At 55.9% G+C, this 22523-nt stretch carries 22 protein-coding genes; 7 read left to right on the top strand and 15 right to left on the bottom strand.

Translation table 11 applies throughout. From position 1 onward, the window contains the following. Nucleotides 1–68: 68 nt before the first annotated feature. Nucleotides 69–923, bottom strand: a complete 855-nt coding sequence (gene ampE / locus Q7O77_RS00315; RefSeq protein ID WP_304162172.1) for a beta-lactamase regulator AmpE — start codon at nt 921–923, stop codon at nt 69–71. Nucleotides 924–948: 25 nt separating this feature from the next. Beyond that, nucleotides 949–1491: a 1,6-anhydro-N-acetylmuramyl-L-alanine amidase AmpD gene (gene ampD / locus Q7O77_RS00310; protein WP_304162169.1), complete on the bottom strand. Its 543-nt coding sequence runs from the start codon at nt 1489–1491 to the stop codon at nt 949–951. Nucleotides 1492–1840: 349 nt separating this feature from the next. Here ampD and ppdD point away from each other — a divergent pair, with 349 nt between their 5' ends. Genes ppdD through hofC form a run of 3 tightly spaced genes read left to right on the top strand, consistent with a single transcriptional unit; the run spans nt 1841 to nt 4932 of the window. Further along, a complete protein-coding gene (gene ppdD / locus Q7O77_RS00305) occupies nt 1841–2293 on the top strand; it encodes a prepilin peptidase-dependent pilin (protein WP_304162166.1) in 453 nt (150 codons plus the stop codon). Nucleotides 2294–2297: 4 nt separating this feature from the next. Further along, nucleotides 2298–3728 (top strand): type II secretion system protein GspE, encoded by a 1431-nt coding sequence (gspE, locus tag Q7O77_RS00300; RefSeq protein ID WP_304162163.1) that lies wholly within the window; start codon nt 2298–2300, stop codon nt 3726–3728. A 1-nt stretch (nt 3729) separates the two neighbouring features. Next, nucleotides 3730–4932 carry a protein transport protein HofC gene (gene hofC / locus Q7O77_RS00295; RefSeq protein WP_304162160.1) on the top strand — a complete coding sequence of 401 codons (1203 nt, stop codon included), beginning with the start codon at nt 3730–3732 and terminating at the stop codon, nt 4930–4932. A gap of 27 nt (nt 4933–4959) precedes the next feature. Here the strand turns inward: hofC and Q7O77_RS00290 are convergent, their stop codons facing one another. Further along, the gene (locus tag Q7O77_RS00290) at nt 4960–6000 is read right to left on the bottom strand and encodes a GMP reductase (RefSeq protein ID WP_304162158.1); all 1041 of its coding nucleotides are present in this window, start codon (nt 5998–6000) and stop codon (nt 4960–4962) included. A 172-nt stretch (nt 6001–6172) separates the two neighbouring features. On the opposite strand from Q7O77_RS00290, the gene coaE reads away from it, so the two are divergent. From coaE to yacG, 3 genes are read left to right on the top strand one after another with little or no spacing between them, the layout of a single operon-like run. Continuing rightward, nucleotides 6173–6793: a dephospho-CoA kinase gene (gene coaE / locus Q7O77_RS00285; RefSeq protein WP_304162155.1), complete on the top strand. Its 621-nt coding sequence runs from the start codon at nt 6173–6175 to the stop codon at nt 6791–6793. After that, nucleotides 6793–7545: a cell division protein ZapD gene (gene zapD, locus Q7O77_RS00280; protein WP_304162152.1), complete on the top strand. Its 753-nt coding sequence runs from the start codon at nt 6793–6795 to the stop codon at nt 7543–7545. Before coaE ends, zapD begins: the two co-directional genes overlap by 1 nt. Nucleotides 7546–7556: 11 nt before the next feature. After that, complete coding sequence (gene yacG, locus Q7O77_RS00275) at nt 7557–7754, top strand: DNA gyrase inhibitor YacG (RefSeq protein WP_026739125.1); 198 nt, start codon at nt 7557–7559, stop codon at nt 7752–7754. 9 nt (nt 7755–7763) lie between these two features. Here the strand turns inward: yacG and mutT are convergent, their stop codons facing one another. The 3 genes from mutT to secM form a co-directional block, all read right to left on the bottom strand. After that, nucleotides 7764–8162, bottom strand: coding sequence for an 8-oxo-dGTP diphosphatase MutT (gene mutT, locus Q7O77_RS00270; protein WP_085689266.1), 399 nt, complete (start codon nt 8160–8162; stop codon nt 7764–7766). A gap of 76 nt (nt 8163–8238) precedes the next feature. Next, on the bottom strand, nt 8239–10941 hold the full coding sequence (gene secA / locus Q7O77_RS00265) for a preprotein translocase subunit SecA (protein WP_304162135.1): 2703 nt from the start codon (nt 10939–10941) through the stop codon (nt 8239–8241). An 85-nt stretch (nt 10942–11026) separates the two neighbouring features. Beyond that, nucleotides 11027–11545 carry a secA translation cis-regulator SecM gene (secM, locus tag Q7O77_RS00260; RefSeq protein WP_304162131.1) on the bottom strand — a complete coding sequence of 173 codons (519 nt, stop codon included), beginning with the start codon at nt 11543–11545 and terminating at the stop codon, nt 11027–11029. Between the two features lie 28 nt (nt 11546–11573). On the opposite strand from secM, the gene Q7O77_RS00255 reads away from it, so the two are divergent. Then, complete coding sequence (locus Q7O77_RS00255; protein WP_304162128.1) at nt 11574–12095, top strand: DUF721 domain-containing protein; 522 nt, start codon at nt 11574–11576, stop codon at nt 12093–12095. 26 nt (nt 12096–12121) lie between these two features. Here Q7O77_RS00255 and lpxC read toward each other — a convergent pair whose 3' ends face one another. The 9 genes from lpxC to murD all read right to left on the bottom strand — a co-directional run bounded on the left by lpxC (nt 12122) and on the right by murD (nt 22519). Continuing rightward, complete coding sequence (gene lpxC / locus Q7O77_RS00250; RefSeq protein ID WP_074728283.1) at nt 12122–13039, bottom strand: UDP-3-O-acyl-N-acetylglucosamine deacetylase; 918 nt, start codon at nt 13037–13039, stop codon at nt 12122–12124. 100 nt (nt 13040–13139) lie between these two features. After that, nucleotides 13140–14294, bottom strand: coding sequence for a cell division protein FtsZ (gene ftsZ / locus Q7O77_RS00245; RefSeq protein WP_085652374.1), 1155 nt, complete (start codon nt 14292–14294; stop codon nt 13140–13142). Nucleotides 14295–14366: 72 nt separating this feature from the next. Continuing rightward, nucleotides 14367–15623: a cell division protein FtsA gene (gene ftsA / locus Q7O77_RS00240; RefSeq protein ID WP_085652373.1), complete on the bottom strand. Its 1257-nt coding sequence runs from the start codon at nt 15621–15623 to the stop codon at nt 14367–14369. Beyond that, the gene (gene ftsQ / locus Q7O77_RS00235; RefSeq protein WP_304162117.1) at nt 15620–16477 is read right to left on the bottom strand and encodes a cell division protein FtsQ; all 858 of its coding nucleotides are present in this window, start codon (nt 16475–16477) and stop codon (nt 15620–15622) included. The genes ftsA and ftsQ overlap by 4 nt, the downstream gene beginning before the upstream one ends. 1 nt (nt 16478) lies before the next feature. Beyond that, nucleotides 16479–17399, bottom strand: a complete 921-nt coding sequence (locus Q7O77_RS00230) for a D-alanine--D-alanine ligase (RefSeq protein ID WP_304162115.1) — start codon at nt 17397–17399, stop codon at nt 16479–16481. Nucleotides 17400–17405: 6 nt separating this feature from the next. Beyond that, nucleotides 17406–18866, bottom strand: coding sequence for a UDP-N-acetylmuramate--L-alanine ligase (gene murC, locus Q7O77_RS00225; protein ID WP_304162113.1), 1461 nt, complete (start codon nt 18864–18866; stop codon nt 17406–17408). Between the two features lie 52 nt (nt 18867–18918). Beyond that, entirely contained in the window at nt 18919–20010 is a 1092-nt protein-coding gene (gene murG / locus Q7O77_RS00220) for an undecaprenyldiphospho-muramoylpentapeptide beta-N-acetylglucosaminyltransferase (protein ID WP_304162111.1), read from the bottom strand. After that, the gene (gene ftsW, locus Q7O77_RS00215; protein WP_304162109.1) at nt 20007–21206 is read right to left on the bottom strand and encodes a cell division protein FtsW; all 1200 of its coding nucleotides are present in this window, start codon (nt 21204–21206) and stop codon (nt 20007–20009) included. The genes murG and ftsW overlap by 4 nt, the downstream gene beginning before the upstream one ends. Further along, on the bottom strand, nt 21206–22519 hold the full coding sequence (murD, locus tag Q7O77_RS00210; protein ID WP_304162106.1) for a UDP-N-acetylmuramoyl-L-alanine--D-glutamate ligase: 1314 nt from the start codon (nt 22517–22519) through the stop codon (nt 21206–21208). The genes ftsW and murD overlap by 1 nt, the downstream gene beginning before the upstream one ends. Between the last annotated feature and the right edge of the window lie 4 nt (nt 22520–22523).

The following is a 22523-nucleotide window of genomic DNA, read 5'->3' as shown; positions in this document are numbered from 1 at the left end:
TCAGGCTTCAGGCTTCAGGCTTCAGGCTTCAGGCTTCAGGCTTCAGGCTTCAGGCTTCAGGCAGAGAGTCATACCAGAGCGCCGTAGATCGTCAATAGCGCCACCACCACCACAATCACCAGCGTCACCTTTTTGGCTAACTTCACTGCCGCGACCGGCGTTGCTAAAGGATCAATGTGAGGGTCACGCGCCAGGGAAAATTGCGCCAGCTGAGTCAGCACCCAATACTGGGTACTATGAAAATCCAATAAAGCGGCAAACCAGGCAGGCAGTGCTTTTTCACCGTGCCCCAGCAACGCATAAGCCGCTCCAGCCAACCGCACGGGGATCCAGTCCAGCCAATGCAATAATGTATCCACGCCAGAATTAGCGCGTTCCAGCGGCGTGTGATAGCGAGCGAGCATCGTTTGACGCGCCCTCAGGCAGGCATAACCCACTAACGCAATGGGGCCGTAAGGTCCAGCGACCACAAACCAGAACAGCGGAGCCAGGTAATAACGGAAATTAATCCACAGCAGCGCATTCTGTAATTCCTTAAGCCTTTCCGATTCATTGGCATCCACGGGTAAACCATGAATCAGCGCTAACTCAGCGGACATCTGACGTTCCGCATCCGCTTCCCCTCGTTGAGCCGCCTGCAAATAACGGTGATAGTGCAGCCTCACCTCGCCCGCGCCCACGCAGAGCAAACCGATAATGACCCAAAGCATCAGCATCGGCAGACCAAACAGCCAGCCGCTGACCAACCACATCAGCAGCGCGGTTATGGCCATACCCGCCACCGTCAAATACAAAGTTTGTATCAAGGACGGTGAAGACAGATGCCGCAGCCTCACCGCAAAATGGTGATCCAACTGCCAGTGCTCGCCCTGTTTAAACAGACGTTCCCATCCCAAAACCAGCAACAACGTAAACAGCGTCATTAATTTGGACTCCCTTTGTAGCTCGCTATTCCTGCGCTAAATGTCGATATCTATCCCAGTCGAAAGCAGGACCGGGATCGGTTTTACGACCTGGAGCAATATCGTTGTGACCGCAAATTCGATTCGGTGTAATTGGGTAGGCCAGACATAATAGCCGTGTGACCAACGCCAACTGACGGTATTGATCATTCGTGAAAGGGAGCGTATCGGTCCCTTCGAGTTCGATGCCGATAGAGAAATCATTACAGCGTTCGCGATCTTCAAATTTTGAAACGCCCGCATGCCAAGCCCGACGGTCAAAGGGCACATATTGCACGATGCTGCCGTCGCGACGAATCAGGCAATGCGCTGAGACTCTCAGGTGACTGATCTCGGCAAAAAAAGGGTGTTCCGAAGCCTGCAGTCTTCCGGTAAACAATTGATCGATATAGGGACCGCCAAACTCTCCCGGCGGCAGGCTGATATTGTGTATCACCAGCAGAGAGGGAATATCTCCCTCGGGCCGGTCATCGCAATGAGGGGATGGGACCCGCGCCACATCCGTTAGCCATCCATCTATCAATTCCATCCGCCAGCTCCCATTAACCTGTTGTTTTATGCGAGATCCTCTGCGCCACAAGCGGCTCACACAGACCAAAGCGTAGCATGTTTCCTCTGCTCGTCATTCACCTGCTATGCGGCTTAACGCGTCAGTGAAACATTCCTCTGCGCCCCACATTTATCGCTAGCATACCGCTTAGCGCCACTCCCCTGCTGCGACAAATATAGAAATCGGAAGGCGTCCGGCAAAAAAATGGAGGCTGACTGCAACCATTTAAACAGTTTGCGAAGCGCATTCCGAATGAGTTTATCGGCTGTCGCCGAAGTCTATGCCGTCCCATATGCTGCCGCCATCCGCCACATCAAGGATTGAAATCATGTTACAGCAAGGATTTACGCTGATTGAACTAATGGTAGTGATTGTCATCATTGCCGTACTAAGCGCCTTGGGAATTCCGGCCTATCAGGGATACCTGCAAAAAGCGGCGATGACCGACATGCTGCAAACGGCGGCGTCCTACAAAATGGCCGTCGACCTCTGTGGACTAAGCAATGCCGATCTGGCCCTTTGCAATGCGGGTAATCAGGGCATTCCAGCGGCAACCTCCACACGTTACATCAGTCAGGTTACCATTTCGCGAGGCATCATCACGTTGACGGGTCAATCCTCGTTACAGGGGCTCAGCGTGGTTATTACGCCGACGTTGGAGTCTCAGACAGGATCGTTGAGCTGGACTAAAAACTGCCTGGCGGAAGCCGGGGCCGATATGCTCAGGCAGGCCTGTCTGGACGTTTTCCGTCTGGATGATGCCTCTAATGCGACAGGGTGATCCCATGACGACACCAAGACTCAGCGATGAACTCAAGATATTGTGCCGGCGTTACCACGCTTTGCTTCTGACCATAGATGAGCAGTCTATTACCATTGCTGTCGGCAACGCCCCCGCCACAGAAATGCTGACGGCACTGAAATTCGCCAGCAATCGTCGGGTGCTGGTCGAAAAATGGCCTGCCGCCAGACTGGAAAAACAGCTTGCCCCTCCGCAAAGCGCCATGGAGAAAGCCTCAATCTATCAGCCCACACCCGAGGTCGAAGAACAGGAAGACATTCCGGTGGTCAAATTCATCAACGAGACGCTGAGTTCAGCGATTCAGCGACGAGCCTCGGATATCCATTTTGAACCGATGACAATGCACTGCCGGATACGACTGCGCATTGACGGGGTTTTGCAGGAAGTGCCGTCAGCGCCTGACGAACTAACACCCCGACTGATCGCTCGACTTAAAATCATGGGAAAGCTGGATATCGCTGAACGTCGTCTGCCGCAGGACGGCCAGTTCACCCTACAGCTTGATCGGGAATGTTATTCACTACGCATCGCCACTCTGCCAATACAAACGGGAGAGAAGGTCGTACTGCGGGTATTACAAACGCAGCAACAGGCGCTAACACTGGACACGCTAGGGCTTACCACCGGCGCATTAAAGGCGTTCAAACGAGTTCTGCGTCTGCCTCAGGGCTTGATTTTAGTGACCGGACCAACGGGGAGCGGTAAAACCTTCACGCTATACAGCGCCATACGCTGGCTTAACACGACCAGCCGTAATATCTGCAGCGTGGAAGACCCCGTTGAAATCCCGTTGGAAGGGATCAATCAAACCGCCGTCAACACGAAAAGTCGATTGGACTTCAGTCGAGTGCTGCGAGCACTGCTGCGTCAGGATCCCGACGTCATCATGATAGGAGAAATTCGCGACGCCGAAACGGCGGATATTGCCGTCAAAGCGGCGCAAACCGGCCACTTGGTTCTATCCACGTTACATACGAACTCTGCTAGCGAGACCATCACGCGAATGAGACACCTTGGCGTTCCCGGTTATCTGCTCGCCTCGGCGCTAAAACTCATCATTGCACAGCGCTTAGTTCGCAGACTGTGCTCCCACTGTCGCCAGCCCGTGCCTGCGGAAACAGTTTCTTCCCATGCATCCTGGTCTGGCCCTCTGAAGCAATGGCGCCCGCAGGGCTGCAACCACTGTTTTTCAGGCTATTACGGCCGCGTAGCGATTTACGACCTGTTAGCCATATCTCCTGCGCTACAGCAAACGCTGGCGGATAACGGGGAAGTGTCATACGACAACACGCATGCCCGGCACTCCCGACCACACTCGCTATTTCGTGCCGGTCTGGCTTTAGTCAACGAAGGCATAACCTCGCTGGATGAGGTCTATCGAGTGGTCGGAGACGGAATGGAGGAGAAAGAGTGAGATGGTGATGCAAAAGCTATACGACTGGCAGGCCCTGGGTGGAAACGGCGAGCTGTGTTGTGGCGAGTTTATCGCTAGCCAACGCCAACAGGTGTTCGACCATCTGCTAGAACAGGGCTATCAACCTCTTAATCTCAAGGTCCGCCAGTATCTGACCCGCTATACCTGGCACGGCACGCAGCTTACGGCCGTCATTCATCAGCTCGGTTCGCTATTGAAGGCGGGGCTTCCACTGCTGGAATCATTGAATCTCATGGCGCAGCAGCATGACAAACCGGCGTGGCGATGCGTCTTATACTCCGTTAGCCGTCAGATAGCACAGGGGGTCACGCTGGCAGAGGCGTTTCGGCACTATCCCCATATTTTCCCGCCCATGTATTGCTCCCTGATTGCCGCAGGCGAACTGACGGGCAAACTGGGGGACTGCTGCCAGCGGCTCGCCGCCTATCAGGAGGCACGTCAGCAATTAGCTCATAAGGTCGCCAAAGCATTACGCTATCCCCTCTTCGTTTCCGCCGCCGTGCTGATCGTGAGCGCGCTGATGGTTACCCTAGTGTTACCCGAGTTTGGTCGGCTTTACGCGTCATTCAACGCCCCGCTTCCCCTGCTCACACAGACCTTGCTGACCCTCTCGGAACGGTGCGTACGCAATGGCGCGACTTTCGTCACCACAAGCATTGCTCTCACAGTCGCTTACGGCTGGCTACGCAAAACCTATCCACGCTGGCGTTACAGGGAACAACGCCTGTGGCTCAAAGCGCCGGGTATCGCCACACTGATTCGCGGACGCTGCCTCAGCCAGATATTCCATACGCTGGCGATGACTCACGGTGCAGGGCTGCCGCTACCTGCCGGATTGGACGCAGCCGCGACGCTTGGACATCCGCTTTATCAGAGAGAATTGAAAGAGATACAAAGCCTCATTGAGCGCGGCATACCACTGAGTCAGGCGCTAGAACGCTCACCGCTGTTCCCTGCTCCCTGTCCACAGCTAATTAGAGTCGGAGAAGAAACTGGCGCGTTGGAGCACCTGTTTACACAGTTGGCCGAATGGCATGAAAAAAGTACGCAGCAGTTTGCAGACAAGCTGCCTCATACCTTGGAGCCATTATTGATGGGGACGGTGGGCGTGATTGTCGGTACGCTGGTGATAGCGATGTATCTGCCCATATTCCAATTGGGTCAGGTACTGACGGGAGCCTGATCCCGTCAGTCTAGTAGACACCGAGGGTTATACGTTGAAAATCCGGTTTTCCTGCTCGGCGACACGAATAAACGTCGTGCGTTTGGTCAGCTCTTTCAGGCGTGAAGCGCCAACATAAGTGCAGGCTGAGCGCAAACCGCCGAGAATATCGCGGATGGTGTACTCCACCGGCCCTCGCAGCGGAAGCTTGACGGTTTTACCTTCCGCAGCACGATAACCGGCTACGCCGCCCACATGGCGTTCCATCGCGGATGCCGAACTCATACCGTAAAACAGCATCATTTTCTGGCCATTTTCTTCGGCGATGGTTCCTTCACACTCATCGTGTGCCGCTAACATCCCTCCCAGCATCACAAAATCAGCGCCGCCACCGAAAGCTTTGGCGACATCGCCCGGCACAGAGCAACCACCATCGCTGACAATCTGTCCCCCCAGACCATGCGCGGCATCGGCACATTCAATGACCGCCGACAGCTGCGGATAGCCCACGCCCGTTTTCAACCGGGTGGTGCAAACGGAACCAGGACCAATCCCGACCTTAACGATATCCGCACCCGAAAGAATCAGCTCCTCGACCATTTCGCCGGTGACCACATTGCCCGCACAAATGACTTTATCAGGACACGCCTCACGCGCTTTTTGTACAAAGGAGACAAAGTGCTCGGAGTAGCCGTTGGCGACATCGATGCAAATAAATTTCAGCGTCGGCGACAAAGCCAGAATCTGCTTCAACTTATTAAAATCGTCGTTTGACGTCCCCGTAGAGACCATAACATGGCGCAATACCTCTTCTGACGACTGCGCGACAAACTGCTGCCACTGTTCAACGGAGTAATGCTTATGAACGGCTGTCAGAACTCCGAACGTGGATAACGCCTGAGCCATGCGAAAAGTACCTACCGTATCCATATTAGCCGCAATGACCGGCACGCCGGACCAACGGCAGCCCGCATGCATAAAGGTAAAATCGCGTGCCAGTTCAACTTCCGATCGACTCTTCAGGGTAGAGCGTTTGGGACGAATGAGAACGTCTTTAAAGCCTAACTTTAAATCTTCTTCAATACGCATAAGGAGGTGTCCTGGTTAGTGGCGAAGACCGTCAGAGAGACAGTCGGTATGCATTAAAACCATATCCAGTGACCTCATCATACGCGCGAATAATCCTGCGGCAAGACTGCGAATTTACCTTTATTTAGGCTAGAATCCCGTAAATTTACCGGTAATTTTGCAGAACGATACCATGGCATACATCGTAGCGCTCACAGGCGGTATCGGCAGCGGCAAAAGCACCGTCGCTGAAGGTTTCGCCCAGCAAGGCATCACCATTATTGATGCAGACATCATCGCCCGTCAGATCGTTGAGCCCGGAACAGCTGCGTTGTCCGCTATCGCAAAACGCTTTGGCCCCGAGATACTCAACGCCGACGGTACGCTCAATCGCTCCGCCCTACGGACAAAGATTTTTTCCAGCGAACGTGAAAAAGAGTGGCTCAACCAACTGCTACATCCGTTGATCCACGCGGAAACCCGGCGCCAGTTGCTTGCCGCCCCCGGCCCGTATGTGATGTGGGTCATTCCCCTGCTGATTGAAAACAGCCTGCAATCGCAGGCGCAACGTGTTCTGGTCGTAGACGTCACCCCGGAGATTCAGCTACAGCGCACGCTGGCGCGTGATGGCGTGTCCCTTGAACAGGCGGAAAAAATTCTGTCCGCACAGGCTTCGCGAGAACAGCGTCTGGCTTATGCCGACGACATCATCGACAATAGCCTTAGCCAGAGCAAACTAGCTCCACAAATTGCCATGCTGCATCAGCGCTATCTTGAGCTGGCGGCATCCGCAAACGACAGGATGACAAAATAATGAGTGATGCTTCCTCAACCCTATTATTTGAATATCCGCTGAATGAGAAAACGCGGACGTGGCTACGTCTTGAGTTTTTGCTCCAACAGATGCATGACAACCAGACACTGGAACACATCGGTGATGCGCTGAGCTTTTTCCGCGCCGCCACCGACCTGTTGGATGTACTGGAACGCGGCGATGTGCGTCCCGACTTGATGAAGGAACTGGAACGCCAGCAGCAGAAGTTGACGCAGTGGCAGGACGTTCCCGGCGTCGACCAGGCGCGAATCGATGCCTTTCGCCAGCAGCTACGCCAGCAGGCCAGCCAACTAATGGCCGCCCCGCGTATGGGTCAGAGCCTGCGTGAAGATCGTCTTATTGGCATGGTTCGCCAACGGCTGAGTATTCCTGGAGGATGCTGTAACTTCGACTTGCCGACGCTGCATACCTGGTTGCATCAGCCTGTGGAGTACCGAAACCGGCAGGTCGGCGCCTGGCTCGACAGCGTCGCGCCATTTGAACAGACGTTGGGGATGATTCTGGACCTCATCCGCAACTCAGCGATCTTCCGTCCGCAAATCAGCCTGAAAGGCTTCTATCAGGACAATGCAGCCGATGCCGACCTGCTGCGCATACAGATCGCACAGGAATATCAGCTTTACCCACAAATTTCTGGTCACAAGAGCCGTTATGCGATTCGCTTCATGCCGCTGGACAGCGAGCATGGACAAGTGCCCGACCGCCTGACGTTCGAACTGGCCTGCTGTTAGGAGTTAACACGATGAGCAACGATATCACCACCGTAAAATGTCCGACCTGCGCCAAACCTGTGGTGTGGGGAGAACAAAGTCCTTACCGCCCTTTCTGCAGCAAACGCTGCCAGCTAATCGATCTTGGGGAATGGGCAGAAGAAGAAAAACGTATTCCCAGTAATGAAGCGATTACTGACAGCGAAAACTGGAGCGAAACAAAGTATTAAACTTTGGTGTTACGCCGACTGTTTTAGCCAGCGGATCATCTCCGCATTCGCTGGCGGAAATTCCTCTTCTTTGAGTTCATCGACGGTCAGCCAACGCGACGGCTGACCTTCCCGTCCGTATGGCTCCCCCTGCCAATGCTCCACCAGAAAAAAATGCAGCGTGATGAGCCGATCGCCTGCGGAGAACGTTTTATCCGTGAGCGCCTGAGGATCGCGCGCTTCAATCCCCGTTTCCTCACGCAATTCACGAATCAGCGCCTGTTCGGGCGTCTCTCCCGCTTCGACTTTTCCCCCCGGGAACTCCCATTTACCGGCCATGTGCGAGCCAGCCTGACGGCAGGCGATAAAAAACTGTCGCTGGGCGTTACGGATAATCCCTACCGCGACTGACAAAGGTTTTTGCGTCATAAGCCTTTCCCCAAGTAAAAGGCGGTCAATGACCGCCTTTATTTTTATCGATGATGTTATTCAGCCCTAATGAAGACTAGTTCTGGATACGTCCGTGGCACTGTTTGTATTTCTTGCCTGAACCGCAAGGGCAAGGATCGTTACGGCCGATTTTACGCTCAGATGAACCACCGGCAGTCGGTGCGGCAGCCACTTCACTTTGATGGCTCAGTTGCTGCTGGCCTGCCAGACGTTCGGCTTCCTCGCGACGCTGCTGTTCCAACGCTTCGATCTCTTCCGGCATACGGACCTGAACTTTGCTCAGTGTGCTGATGACTTCATATTTCAGCGCTTCCAGCATCGCGGCGAACATGGAGAACGACTCACGTTTGTACTCCTGCTTCGGATCTTTCTGCGCATAGCCGCGCAGATGGATGCCCTGACGCAGATAGTCCATCGCCGCCAGATGCTCTTTCCACAAGGAGTCCAGCGTCTGCAGCATGACGCCTTTTTCGAAGTTGCGCATCACATCGACACCCACGACTTCTTCTTTGCGGGCGTAAACTTCCATCGCCTGTTCGTGGATACGTTCACGCAGCGTTTCTTCATGCAGCTGTGGCTCTTTTTCCAGCCATTCTGCAATCGGCATGTCCAGATCGAAATCGTTTTTCAGACGCTGTTCCAGACCCTCGATATCCCACATTTCTTCCAGAGACTGCGGCGGAATATGGTTATCGATGGTCACTTTGAATACATCGTCACGAATGCTGTTGATCGTTTCGCTGATATCGACTGAGTTCAGCAGCTCATTACGCTGAGTGTAGATAGCCCGGCGCTGGTCGTTCGCCACATCATCGTATTCCAGCAGCTGCTTACGAATATCGAAGTTGCGGTTTTCTACCTTACGCTGCGCATTGGCAATCGCCTTGGTCACCCAAGGATGCTCGATTGCTTCGCCTTCCTTCATCCCCAGCTTACGCATCATGTTGGACACGCGGTCAGAAGCGAAGATACGCATCAGGGCATCTTCCATGGAAAGGTAGAAGCGGGAAGAACCGGCATCCCCCTGACGACCGGAACGGCCACGCAGCTGGTTGTCGATACGACGCGATTCATGACGCTCGGTACCAATAATATGCAAACCGCCCGAAGCCAGCACCGCGTCGTGACGCAGTTGCCAATCGGCTTTGATTGCCGCGATCTGCTCATCCGTCGGGGCTTCAAGCTGGGCGATTTCAGTCTGCCAGCTGCCGCCCAGCACGATATCCGTACCACGACCGGCCATGTTAGTGGCGATGGTCACCGCGCCCGGACGACCGGCCTGTGCGACGATATCCGCTTCCATGGCATGGAACTTGGCGTTAAGCACGTTGTGTTTGACTCCGGCGCGCGTCAGCGCGTCAGAAACCACTTCGGATTTCTCAATCGAGATCGTCCCCACCAGCACCGGCTGGCCATTCGCCGTACGCTCTCTGATATCTTCGATGATAGCGTCGATTTTTTCCCGCTCGGTCATGTACACCAGATCGGGCAAATCTTTACGAATCATCGGACGGTTCGTCGGTACAACAATGGTATCCAGTTTATAGATAGAGCTGAATTCGAAGGCTTCGGTATCCGCCGTCCCCGTCATCCCGGCCAGTTTTTCATACAGGCGGAAGTAGTTCTGGAAGGTAATGGAGGCCAGCGTCTGGTTTTCATTATTGATGGTGACGTGCTCTTTCGCCTCAACAGCCTGATGCAGACCGTCAGACCAGCGACGCCCCTGCATGGTACGGCCGGTATGTTCATCGACAATGATGACCTCACCGTCTTTAACGATGTAATCGACGTCGCGCGTGAACAGAACATGCGCTCGCAGGCCAGCGGTAACGTGGTGCATCAGCATAATGTTGGAAGGCGAGTACAGGGATTCGCCTTCATCCATGATGCCTTCGTTCACCAGCAGCTCTTCGATTTTGACCAGACCGCGTTCGGTCAGGTTAACCTGACGGGATTTTTCATCCACGGAGAAGTGGCCTTCGCCCTGGAAGGTGTCGGAATCTTCTTTTTCCTGACGGATCAGCGACGGGATGATTTTATTGACGCGGATATACATCTCGGAGCTGTCTTCTGCCGGGCCAGAGATGATCAGCGGGGTACGCGCTTCATCGATCAGAATGGAGTCAACTTCATCCACCAGAGCGTAAAACAGCGGGCGCTGAACGCGCTCTTCCGGGCTGAACGCCATGTTGTCACGCAGGTAGTCGAAACCATATTCGTTGTTGGTACCATAAGTGATGTCAGCCGCATACGCTTCGCGTTTCGCTGGCGCTGGCATGCCAGGCAGGTTGATCCCTACCGTCAGACCGAGGTACTCAAACAACGGACGGTTGTTCTCGGCATCACGCTGTGCCAAATAGTCGTTCACGGTAACAACATGCACGCCGCGGCCGGTCAGACCATTCAGATACGCGGGCAGCGTCGCCGTCAGCGTTTTACCTTCACCGGTACGCATTTCGGCGATGCAGCGTTCATTAAGGACCATCCCGCCCAGCATCTGAACGTCGAAGTGGCGCATACCGAAAACACGTTTACTTGCTTCACGCACGACGGCAAAGGCCTCAGGTAACAGCGCTTCCAGCGTTTCGCCTTTCTTGATGCGCTCACGGAACTCCGGCGTTTTAGCCTTCAGCTCGTCGTCAGACAGCTTTTCCATTGCGGGTTCAAGCTGGGCGATCACATCTACAGTTTTACGCATACGGCGTAAGGTACGGTCGTTACGGCTACCGAAAACTTTGGTTAATAGTTTCACTAACATAATAATTTTAATCTCTACAATGCCACCGTATCTACTGTGGCATAACAACAGAAAACCAGGCTATCTCACCCGGCTATTGCGCGTGTTAACAGAAAAAAGGGGGGTAGTTAAGCGGTCCGGCGCGTATCCCCATCGTCTGGGCAAGCCAGATGCCGGAATGATGGAATAGCGAAGATACTGCGGAGAAGTACGTCGAGACATCCAGCGCGGGCACCCTATTTTCCTGGGTCAACAACGCGTGGAGTGTTTCAATCAGGATCTGATGCTGTGCGGGCGAGGACACCACCGCTTCAGCCACCGTAGAAGGCTGCGGCGCCGTCAGAGCAAATGACAGATGCCGGATAACGGTGCGAATGGCATGCTGATGCCAATAATCAATGCCGACGGATGAACGTCGATGAGCCTCTTTTAATGCCACCAGATCGGTCAGGCTAAAGGCGGAAACGTTATGGCGGCTAATCGCCGAGGTCGACAGCGATGGGGCATTCTGGGATTCGCACAGACTAACGGGCAGACCAAAACCAGCCGCGACCATCCCCAACAGGAGATGCGGCCAAAAATAACGTCTGCCAAATTGTCGCCAACGATTTAGAATACCAATCACAAGTTTACTGTCCGTCGGAGCCTGCGTTATGCGTGATAGTCGTCCACAATCACTAGAGTCTTTTTTTGATAGCGCATCGGAAACCGGAAGCGGTCCGCTGCGAGATATTCAGCAGCGCGCTGCCGCGCTGGTAAAACTTAATCGCGCCGTCTGCGCGCTATTGCCAGCGCAAATGCACCCTTGGTGCCGCGTCGCAAATTATCGCCGCAGTTTGTTAGTGCTGGAAACGGCGAACGCCAGTTGGATGATGCGGCTACGTTATGAACAGCCCGCATTACTCTCCGCATTGCGTGCTCAAATACTACCATCATTAGCAGCAATCGACATCCGGATTAATCCTTCGCTGGCAGCTAAAGCACATCAAAATAATAAGCTGTCGGACACCAGCACCGGGGTTGATTCTAAGGACGTGCCGAAGCAACGTTCGCTGAGTCCGCAGAGTGCAGAAATATTGAATGGATTAGCGGAAAACAGCCCGGAAAGGTTACAGCGGATATTAAAAAGACTGGCTTCACTGGCCGGAGAGAAAACCAGTGATAACCAGTCATAAAAACGACAAGTTGTTGTTCTGACTTGTCAGGCGAGTACCGTCGAAGGCGCTTTGAACGCCAGCGGCATTTCCGCCTCATCTTCAAAGGTCACGTATTCCCACGCTTCCTGTTTCGCCAGCACAGCCTGCAACAGTTTGTTGTTCAGCGCATGACCCGACTTGAATGCCGTGAAGGCACCAATGATGTTGTGGCCACACATAAACAGGTCGCCAATGGCATCCAGCATTTTGTGACGAACGAATTCATCTTCAAAACGCAGACCGTCATCGTTCAGCACGCGGTAGTCGTCGACGACAATCGCGCAGTCAAAGCTGCCGCCCAGGCACAGACCACGGGACTGGAGATATTCAATATCCCGCATGAAGCCGAAGGTCCGCGCACGGCTGATCTGACGGACGAAAGAGTCCGCAGAGAACTCTAACTTGTAGCGCTGTGCGCCAGAGTCTATCGCCGGGTGATTGAAGTCGATGGTGAAGTCCAGGTTGAAACCGTTATAAGGTTTCAGTTCCGCCCACTTGTCGCCATCTTCTACGCGCACGGTATCTTTGATCCGAACGAACTTCTTAGCACAGTTCAGTTCTTCAATGCCGGCGTCCAGCAACAGGTAAACGAACGGACTGGCGCTGCCGTCCATAATAGGAATTTCAGGAGAATCGACTTCGATCATCACGTTGTCGATGCCCAATCCTGCCAGCGCGGCGTTCAGATGCTCCACCGTAGAAATTCGCACGTCATGCTCATTGACCAGGCAAGTACAGAGCATGGTATCACGCACGGATTTGGCATCAGCCGGAAAATCAACCGGTGGATTCAAGTCAGTGCGACGATAGATGACCCCGGTATTTGCCGGTGCAGGACGCATGGTCAGGGTGACTTTTTTGCCGGTATGCAAACCGACCCCTGTCGCCTGTACGATACGTTTTAATGTACGTTGTTTGATCATCGTATTATCTCGCATTTAATCCGAACCAACGGCCTTAGTCTATACCAAGGCCGGCGGCACAGTTTAGCACAAAGAGCGGAGATTCCAACCAAGCGGCCGGTTAATCGGCCTGCTTGCGCAGGAACGCCGGGATATCCAGGTAATCCGGCTCTTTATTAGGCTGCGTGTTCTGGTCGTTGACGACCTTGGCGGCAGCCGGTTTTTCCTGCGGCAGAGGCGACATGCCATGCTGCTGGTAACGGTGGTCCATTACCGGCTGACTGCTCTGCTTGTTGGTCACCAGCGTAATTTCCGGACGTTTGTCCATGCCGATGCCTGTCGCCACCACGGTAACGCGCAGTTCGTCGTTCATTTCCGGGTCCAGAGACGTACCGATAACCACGGTAGCGTTGTCGGACGCGAAAGCACGAATCGTGTTACCGACCGTTTCGAACTCATCCAGACGCAGGTCAAAGCCCGCCGTGATGTTGACCAGAACGCCGCGAGCGCCGGACAGGTCGATATCTTCCAGCAGCGGGCTGGAGATCGCCATTTCGGCCGCTTCTTCCGCACGGTCTTCGCCACGCGCTACGCCGGAACCCATCATGGCATAGCCCATTTCGGACATCACGGTGCGAACATCCGCGAAGTCGACGTTCATCAACCCCGGGCGGGTAATCAGTTCAGCGATACCCTGAACCGCACCTTTCAGCACGTCGTTGGCAGCGCCGAACGCATCCAGCAGGGAGATACCGCGTCCCAGAACTTTCAGCAATTTGTCGTTCGGGATGGTGATCAGGGAATCCACGTGCTTAGACAGCTCCGCGATACCTTGTTCCGCAAACGCCATGCGTTTTTTGCCTTCGAAGTTAAACGGCTTGGTCACGACGGCAACGGTCAGAATGCCCAGGTCTTTAGCCACTTCGGCTACAACCGGCGCAGCGCCCGTCCCCGTACCACCGCCCATACCCGCAGCGATAAACACCATATCGGCGCCTTCAAGAGACGCGCGCAATGCCTCGCGGTCTTCTTCAGCAGAGTTACGGCCGACTTCCGGGTTAGCCCCGGCGCCCAGACCTTTGGTGATACCGCTACCGATCTGGATAGTCTGCCCAACCGCCGTTTTGCGCAGTGCCTGAGCGTCAGTGTTGACCGCAAAGAACTCAACGCCTTCAATGCGTTCACGCACCATATGCTCGACCGCGTTACCGCCGCCGCCACCGACGCCGATGACTTTAATCACCGCGTCGTTGGTTAATTCCATAGGTTCAAACATAGTTTCTCTCCGTCTTGTGCCTGTGTTACTTCGAGATCAAAAAAGCTGTGCCAGGATCTCTTTTGATAACCGTTAAAATTCTTTTCTCAGCCAGCTGTTCAGGCGTTTAAACCAGTGGCTCACTGAGGCGCGTTTTTCCACTTCATGCTCACCGTTCAGGTGAGATTCTTTACCGTAGTGCAGCAACCCTACCGCCGTAGAGTAGTAAGGCTCCTGCGCATAATCCGTCAGGCCTGTGATGTTCAGCGGTTGCCCGATACGAACCTGCGTATGGAACACTCGCTGGGCGCATGCGGCCAGGCCATCAATCTGTGCGGCTCCACCCGTCAGCACGATACCGGCCGCCAGGTGATGCTTGACGCCCTGCTGACGCAACTGCTCCTGTAACTGCAATAGCTCGTCGTTCACCAGATTCAGCAGCTCGGTGTAACGCGGCTCGATAACCTCGGCCAATGTCTGACGCTGCAGACTGCGCGGCGGACGACCGCCCACGCTGGGAACTTCAACCGCTTCGTCTTTGCTCACGATAGAGCCCAGCGCGCAGCCGTAGCGAACTTTGATCGCCTCGGCGTCCGTAGGCGGAGTGCCGAAAGCGTAAGCGATATCGCTGGTGACCACGTTGCCTGCGTACGGGATCACCTTGGTGTGGCGCAGCGCGCCGCCGGTGTAAACCGCCATATCCATGGTGCCGCCGCCGATATCCACCACGCAAACGCCCAGCTCGCGTTCGTCTTCAGTCAGCACCGCATAGCTGGATGCCAGTCCGGCGAAAATCAGCTGATCGACTTTCAGACCGCAGCGTTCAACCGCTTTGACGATGTTCTTCGCCATATCGTTATGGCAGGTGATCAGATGCACCTTCGCCTGCATACGTACGCCGGACAGCCCTACCGGATTCTTGATGCCTTCCTGGTAGTCGATCGCGTACTCCTGCGGGATGACGTGCAGGATGCGATGCTCATCGCGTACGCGTACGGATTTCGCCGTGTGGACGACGCTTTCCACGTCGTCCAGCGTCACTTCTTCTTCAGAGATCGGCACCATGCCAATCTCGTTCTGGCAGCTGATATGTTTGCCGGACAGCGCCAGATAAACTGATGAAATCTGGCAGTCCGCCATCAGTTCAGCCTGGTCAATGGCGCGCTGTACGCACTTCACCACCGACTCCAGGTCGTTCACGCCGCCTTTATCCATACCCCGTGACGGGCAACTACCCACACCGATAATATTGACCATGCCATCGGGCAGAACTTCCCCTACCAGCGCAGCCACTTTTGCTGTACCGATTTCCAGCCCAACTACCAGTTTTCTGTCCGTCGACTTGATCATTGCTGTTTAGCCTGTGCCTGATTCTGTTGCTGATTACCGTTTTGGTGACGATCAATGTCTTGTTGCTGATCGATAAACGCCGGACCCCAACCTACCGCTGCGCCTGAGTCGTAACGCAGATCCACATAGTTAATCCGCTTGTTCCCGTCCTTCGCCTGCTGTTGAAGAAGCGGATACAACTCAATAAATCGCGCCAGACGGCGAGCCTGATCGTCGCGTCCCAACTGCAGGCGGATATCGTCTTCCAGACCCACCTGCCAGGAATGGCGCGCGGTCATCGCAACCATTTTCAGCTGAAACTTGCCGGCGCTTAGTATCTGGTTCATGTTCCGATACCCTTCCAGCACGTCGGCCTCGCTGCCTTCCGGCCCGTACAACATCGGCATCTTCTTATTACCGATGCGTTCCGCCGGTACGCTGAACGCGTTTCCATCGCTGTCCACCATCAGCTGGTCATTCCAACGTGCAAAGGGCACGTATTCAACCAGATGAATCTTTAATTCGTCAGGCCACTGCTTACGCACGCTGGCCTGTTTAATCCACGGCAGTCGTTCAATCTGCTGCTGGATGATATTGACGTCCTGCGTCATAAACGTTCCCGGCGCCCCGAGCGACAGTATCGCCTGACGAATATCGTCGTTGGTGGTGTAGGTTCTTTCTCCCGTCACCACCAGCCGAGACAGCGGCAGCCGGCTGGCGTCTTGCATCCATCCCACCACCATCCAACTGCCCCAGGCGATGGTGCCCACCACCATCAGCAGGAAAATCATGCCCGCCAGTTGGCCGCCGTTGCTGCGACGCGCGCCGTTCGATTCGGGCTCGCGTCCGCGTGTGTTAAGCGCCGCTTGCGACATATCAGCTCGCCAGATCCAAAATACGTGTCACCAATTGTGGAAACGTCAGGCCATGTTCTTTGGCAGCCATCGGCACCAGGCTGTGCTCGGTCATCCCCGGAGAGGTATTCACCTCTAACAGGTAAAATTTGCCGTCGTCGTCCATCATCACATCAACCCGTCCCCAGCCGCTGCAGTCCAGCGCGCGGTAGGCCGCCAGCGACAGAGAAGCCAGTTCGCTTTCCTGCTCCGCAGTCAGACCGCTGGGGCAAAAGTAACGGGTGTCTTCCGACTCGTACTTCGCCTGATAGTCGTAAAACGTGCCTGTCGCCTGAATGCGAATCGACGGCAAGGTTTCGTTACCGAGAATAGCCACCGTAAACTCCGGACCGCTCAACCACTTCTCCACCATCACGTTTTCGTCATGATGGAAAGCCGCTTCCAACGCCGCAGGTAAGGCTTCAGCCTGTTCGACTTTGCTCATTCCGACGCTGGAACCTTCCCGACTCGGCTTGACAATCAATGGCATACCAAGAGGTTCTACTAACTTTAGCAAACCAGATGGATTACTGCGCTGAAACTGATGCCGATTCAGCACGATATAAGGCGCTACCGGTAAATTTGACGCCTGCCAAATCTGCTTGGTGCGACACTTATCCATCGTCAGCGCCGACGCCATCACGCCGCTGCCGGTATATGGCAGCCCCAGCTGCTCCAGCGCGCCCTGCATGGAGCCGTCTTCGCCACCGCGCCCGTGCAGCGTGATGAATACCCGGGTAAAGCCTTGTTCTTTAAGGTAACTGACCGGGAAGTCACTGGGGTCTATCGCGCGCGCATCCACTCCCGCTTCACGCAGCCCGGCCAATACGGCCTGCCCCGAGAGCAAAGAGATTTCGCGTTCTGCGGATGAACCACCCAGCAATACAGCCACTTTCTCAGTCATTTACTTTTACCCTTTGACCTGCGGCTGTAAGCGAGAATCCGCCAGCCTGCGGGCCAGTTTGCCGATATTACCTGCGCCCTGAACCATGACGAGGTCACCATCTTGCAGTGCCGGTGCTAACAATTCAGGTAAAGTCTCTATATCCGGCACCAAAATCGGATCAATCCTACCTCTTCCGCGAATCGTACGGCATAAAGAGCGGCTATCGGCCCCAGGAATAGGTGTTTCTCCTGCTGAATAAACATCCAACATCAGCAAAACATCCACCTGAGACAGCACGTGCGCGAAGTCGTCATACAGATCGCGCGTACGCGTATAGCGGTGAGGCTGGAAAACCATTACCAGCCTTTTTTCGGGCCAGCCCGCTCGCGCCGCTTTAATCGTGGCGTCCACTTCGGTGGGATGATGGCCGTAATCATCGACCAGCATGACCGCGCCGCTTTTGCCGTTTACCGACTCCAGCGGATATTCGCCCAGGAAGTCGAAACGACGGCCGGTGCCTTCGAAACGTTCGAGCGCCCGCAGGATCGCGTCGTCTTCAATCCCTTCTTCTGAGGCGACCGCAACCGCCGCCGCCGCATTCAATGCATTGTGGCGGCCAGGCGCATTCAGGGTCACGTGCAGCAGAGGTTTCCCCTGACGCGCCAGCGTAAAGTGGCCCTGCGCACCGACCTGGCGATAACTGGCGATGCGCACATCCGCATCGTCGCAGAATCCGTATGTCGTCACATGACGCCCTACACGCGGCAGCAGCTCGCGGACCACCTGATCGTCCAGACACATCACCGCGTGTCCATAAAACGGCAGATTGTGCAGAAAGTTGATGAACGTCTGCTTCAGATTCTCGAAATCGCCCTGATATGTGTCCATATGGTCGGCTTCGATATTGGTCACGATCGCCGCCATCGGCTGCAAATGCAGGAAAGACGCGTCGCTTTCGTCCGCTTCTGCAATCAGGTAGCGACTGGATCCCAGTCGCGCGTGCGTACCTGCCGCTTTCACCAGCCCGCCGTTGACGAAGGTGGGGTCCAGACCGGCTTCCGCGTAAATACTGGTCACCATCGCCGTCGTCGTCGTTTTGCCGTGTGTTCCCGCCACAGCAATGCCGTGACGAAAGCGCATCAGTTCCGCCAGCATTTCCGCCCGGCGAATCACGGGGATACGCGCTTCCTTCGCGGCAATGATTTCCGGGTTGTCGCCGGAAATGGCGCTGGAAACGACCACCACGCTCGCGCCGTTCACATTTTCCGGACGGTGGTGGAAATAGATCTGCGCGCCTAAATCACTCAGCTGCTGCGTAACGGCATTCGGTGCCAAATCGGAACCGCTAATCTCATAGCCTTCATTAACCAGAACTTCGGCGATACCGCCCATGCCAGCACCACCGATGCCAACAAAGTGGATGTGCCGGACGCGATGCATCTCGGGCACGATTGAACGCAGTTTCGCCAGTTGTTGTGTATTCACTTTACCTATCGCTACCTTATTGATCGCCGTCCTGTGTCCGGCGATGTCATGATTAATGTTGAACCGCTGCCACGTCTTGTGTACGCGCCGCTGCGACGACTTCTGCCGCAACGCGCTCGGTCGCATCAGGAATGGCGACCGATTGGGCCTTCTCGGCCATGTCGCGCAGCGTAGCGCGGTCCCAGCTGGCCAATACATCGCTGACGGCGTCAACGCTGATCTGGGCCTGCTCGATAATTTTGGCCGCGCCCGCCTGTTCCAGCGGCAACGCGTTCCAGTACTGCTGCCGATCCTTATGCTGGAACGGCACGAAAAGCGCTGGCAAACCGGCGGCGGCGATCTCACTGACCGTCAGCGCCCCGGAACGACAGACAACGACATCGGCCCAGGCATAAGCCGCGGCCATATCATCAATAAATTCGACCACGTTATGCTGCGGCTGTCCGGCTTCCGCGTACGCCGCCTGAACATCAGCCTGCGCGCCTTTACCGGTTTGATGCCAAAGGGTGATTCTGTCGCCCAGCGTGGCGGCCACGCCCGGCAACGTCTGGTTCAGCACCCGGGCGCCCTGACTGCCGCCGATAACCAATACGCGGATAGGTCCGCTACGGTCCGCCAGGCGTTCCGCCGGTGACGGCAGCGCCAACACGTCAGTGCGCACAGGGTTTCCGACCACGGGCGCTTTAGGAAATGCGCCCGGAAACGCCTGCAGCACCGTTTTCGCAATACGCGACAGCCAGCGGTTGGTCAGCCCGGCGATGCCGTTCTGTTCATGCAATACGACCGGAATACCGCATAGCCACGCAGCTAAGCCGCCGGGACCGGACACATAGCCGCCCATGCCCAGCACGACGTCCGGCTGGTAATCGCGCATGATCGCCTGCGCCTGACGCACCGCGCGGAAAATACGCACCGGCGCGCTGATCAACGCTTTAAGCCCTTTGCCGCGCAGACCGGAAATGCGGATAAAATCAATCTCAATCCCGTGCTTCGGCACTAAATCGGCTTCCATACGGTCAGCGGTGCCCAACCAGCGCACCTGCCATCCCTGCGCCATCAGATGATGTGCCACGGCCAATCCGGGGAACACATGGCCCCCGGTTCCGCCTGCCATCACCATCAAACGCTTGCCTTCGCCACTCATCGGGCACTCCTCGTAAACGCCTGCGCTTTCGTCAGACGCGTCTCATAATCTATGCGTAACAGCAGTACGATGGCGGTCGACATAATCAACAGACTGGACCCCCCGTAACTGACCAGCGGCAGGGTCAACCCTTTGGTCGGCAACATGCCCGCCGCGGCTCCCACATTGACCAATGTTTGGAAACTGAACCAAATGCCGATGGAACACGCCAGGAACCCTGAAAAGCGCTGATCGATCTGCAGCGCGCGGCGTCCAATCGACATCGCCCGAAAGGCGACGAAGAATATCATTAACAACGCTAAAACCACACCGATATAGCCCAGTTCTTCGCCTAAAATGGAGAAAATAAAGTCAGTGTGCGCTTCCGGCAGATATTCCAGTTTCTGAATCGAATTACCCAGTCCCTGACCCCACACTTCGCCGCGTCCGAACGCCATCAGCGACTGCGTCAACTGATAGCCGCTGCCGAACGGATCATCCCAAGGGTTCCAGAACGATGTCACGCGGCGGATACGGTACGGTTCCGCAATAATCAGCAGACAGACCGCGAAGATGCCGCTGCCGATAATCGCCAGAAACTGCCAGAGTTTGGCACCCGCCAGAAACAGCATGGCCAGCGTCGTAATAAACAACACCACTACGGTGCCAAGGTCAGGCTGCGCCAGCAGCAGCACCGCCAGCACCACCATCACGCCCATCGGTTTGCAGAAGCCCCAGAAGTTGTTTCGCACCTCTTCCACTTTGCGCACCATGTAACTGGAGAGGTAGCAGAACAGCGCCAGCTTCGACAGCTCGGCAGGCTGTATGCGCAGCGGCCCCAATGAAATCCAGCGGGAGGCGCCGTTGACCGAGCTCCCGACGACCAAGACCACCAGCAGCAGAACGATGGCGACCAGCAGCAAAACCGGGCTGTAACGCTGCCAGACGGCCATCGGCACCCGCATGGTGATCAGCGACAAGCCGAACGCCAGCGCCAGATAGAGTCCGTCGCGCTTGGCGAACAAGAACGGGTCGCCAGCGAGGCGTTGCCCTACCGGCATGGAGGCGGAAGTCACCATCACGAAGCCAATCACCGCCAGTCCGAGCGTCAGCCACAGCAGCGTACGATCGTACAGCACGGCGCTGAGGTTATCGCTTTCGCGCGTCCCCATGACCCAGCGTCTCAATCGTTCCACGATCGCCCCTGCCATCTGCATCAGCCCAGTTCCTCCGCCAAACGTGCAAATTCATCGCCGCGATGCTCAAAGCTGCGGAACTGATCCAGACTCGCACAGGCCGGGGACAGCAACACTACGTCGCCCGGGCTGACCTGCTGAGCAATGAGCGTCATCGCCTGCGCCAGGGTCTCGGTACTCTGCGCGATATCGGGACGCAGCGCCGCCAGCAGATCGCCATCGCGACCAAAACAGTACAGCCGCACGTTATCGCCCTGAAGATAGGGCTTCAGCGGCGAGAAGTCGGCGGACTTGCCGTCTCCGCCCAGCAGCAGATGCAGCGTGCCGTCGATGTGCAAACCGCTCAGCGCCGCCTCGGTGCTGCCGACGTTGGTCGCTTTCGAGTCGTTGATCCAGCGCACCTCGTTGCGATCCAGCACCAGCTGGAAACGATGCGCCAGACCGGTAAAGCCGGTGAGCGCCGCCAGCGCGGATGCGCGGGGAATGCCCACCGTATCGGCCAGCGCCAACGCGGCAAGCGCGTTGGTATAGTTATGCTGTCCGACCAATTTGATTTCACGCGTATTGATCACGCGCTCCCCGTTCACCCGCAGCCAGGTTTCGCCCTGCTGCCGATTCAGGTGATAGTTGCCTACGTCCACGCCGAAGCTCAGACAGCGGTCGTCAGCGCCACGCACCGGCATGGTCAGCGCATCATCGGCGTTCACCACGCAGACCGCGGCGTTTTCGTAGATGCGCAGCTTCGCGGCGCGGTACTGCTGCAGACCTAACGGATAACGGTTGGAGTGATCTTCCGTCACGTTCAGGATGGTGGCCGCCGCGGCATGCAGGCTACAGGTTGTTTCCAGCTGGAAGCTGGACAGTTCCAGCACATACAGCTGGCACTCCTGCTTGAGCAGTTCCAACGCGGGCACGCCAATGTTGCCGCCAACCCCTACCGACCAACCGGCCGCACGCGCCATGTCTCCCACCAGCGTGGTGACGGTGCTTTTCCCGTTCGATCCCGTGATCGCGACGATTGGCGCCTGCGCCTCGCGGCAAAACAGCTCGATATCGCCGACGATCTCAATGCCTGCCTCCGCAGCGTCGCATAACGCGGGCGTGGCCAGAGCGATACCGGGGCTGGCGACGATCAAGTCGGCGTCCATTAGCCAGTCTTCCTGTAATCCGCCCACGTAGCGTTCGACCTGCTCGGGCAGTTTATCCAGACCAGGCGGACTGACACGGGTATCCACCACGCGGGGCGTCACCCCGCGCGTAAGGAAGAAATCAACACAGGAGAGCCCGGTCAGGCCCAACCCGATAATGACGACTTTTTTACCCTGATAGTCCATGTCG

The organism is Lonsdalea britannica (assembly GCF_946477055.1).
Classification (GTDB): Bacteria; Pseudomonadota; Gammaproteobacteria; order Enterobacterales; family Enterobacteriaceae; genus Lonsdalea; species Lonsdalea britannica_A.
This window is presented reverse-complemented; position numbering and strand designations above follow the sequence as displayed.

Coding starts and splice junctions, on each gene's coding strand:
- ppdD (WP_304162166.1), top strand. CDS start 1,841: ATGTTACAGCAAGGATTTACGCTGATTGAACTAATGGTAGTGATTGTC.
- gspE (WP_304162163.1), top strand. CDS start 2,298: ATGACGACACCAAGACTCAGCGATGAACTCAAGATATTGTGCCGGCGT.
- yacG (WP_026739125.1), top strand. CDS start 7,557: ATGAGCAACGATATCACCACCGTAAAATGTCCGACCTGCGCCAAACCT.
- mutT (WP_085689266.1), bottom strand. CDS start 8,162: ATGACGCAAAAACCTTTGTCAGTCGCGGTAGGGATTATCCGTAACGCC.
- Q7O77_RS00290 (WP_304162158.1), bottom strand. CDS start 6,000: ATGCGTATTGAAGAAGATTTAAAGTTAGGCTTTAAAGACGTTCTCATT.
- lpxC (WP_074728283.1), bottom strand. CDS start 13,039: ATGATCAAACAACGTACATTAAAACGTATCGTACAGGCGACAGGGGTC.
- coaE (WP_304162155.1), top strand. CDS start 6,173: ATGGCATACATCGTAGCGCTCACAGGCGGTATCGGCAGCGGCAAAAGC.
- secA (WP_304162135.1), bottom strand. CDS start 10,941: ATGTTAGTGAAACTATTAACCAAAGTTTTCGGTAGCCGTAACGACCGT.
- hofC (WP_304162160.1), top strand. CDS start 3,730: ATGGTGATGCAAAAGCTATACGACTGGCAGGCCCTGGGTGGAAACGGC.
- ftsZ (WP_085652374.1), bottom strand. CDS start 14,294: ATGTTTGAACCTATGGAATTAACCAACGACGCGGTGATTAAAGTCATC.
- Q7O77_RS00255 (WP_304162128.1), top strand. CDS start 11,574: ATGCGTGATAGTCGTCCACAATCACTAGAGTCTTTTTTTGATAGCGCA.
- ampD (WP_304162169.1), bottom strand. CDS start 1,491: ATGGAATTGATAGATGGATGGCTAACGGATGTGGCGCGGGTCCCATCC.
- zapD (WP_304162152.1), top strand. CDS start 6,793: ATGAGTGATGCTTCCTCAACCCTATTATTTGAATATCCGCTGAATGAG.
- ftsW (WP_304162109.1), bottom strand. CDS start 21,206: ATGCAGATGGCAGGGGCGATCGTGGAACGATTGAGACGCTGGGTCATG.
- ftsA (WP_085652373.1), bottom strand. CDS start 15,623: ATGATCAAGTCGACGGACAGAAAACTGGTAGTTGGGCTGGAAATCGGT.
- Q7O77_RS00230 (WP_304162115.1), bottom strand. CDS start 17,399: ATGACTGAGAAAGTGGCTGTATTGCTGGGTGGTTCATCCGCAGAACGC.
- ftsQ (WP_304162117.1), bottom strand. CDS start 16,477: ATGTCGCAAGCGGCGCTTAACACACGCGGACGCGAGCCCGAATCGAAC.
- murD (WP_304162106.1), bottom strand. CDS start 22,519: ATGGACTATCAGGGTAAAAAAGTCGTCATTATCGGGTTGGGCCTGACC.
- murG (WP_304162111.1), bottom strand. CDS start 20,010: ATGAGTGGCGAAGGCAAGCGTTTGATGGTGATGGCAGGCGGAACCGGG.
- ampE (WP_304162172.1), bottom strand. CDS start 923: ATGACGCTGTTTACGTTGTTGCTGGTTTTGGGATGGGAACGTCTGTTT.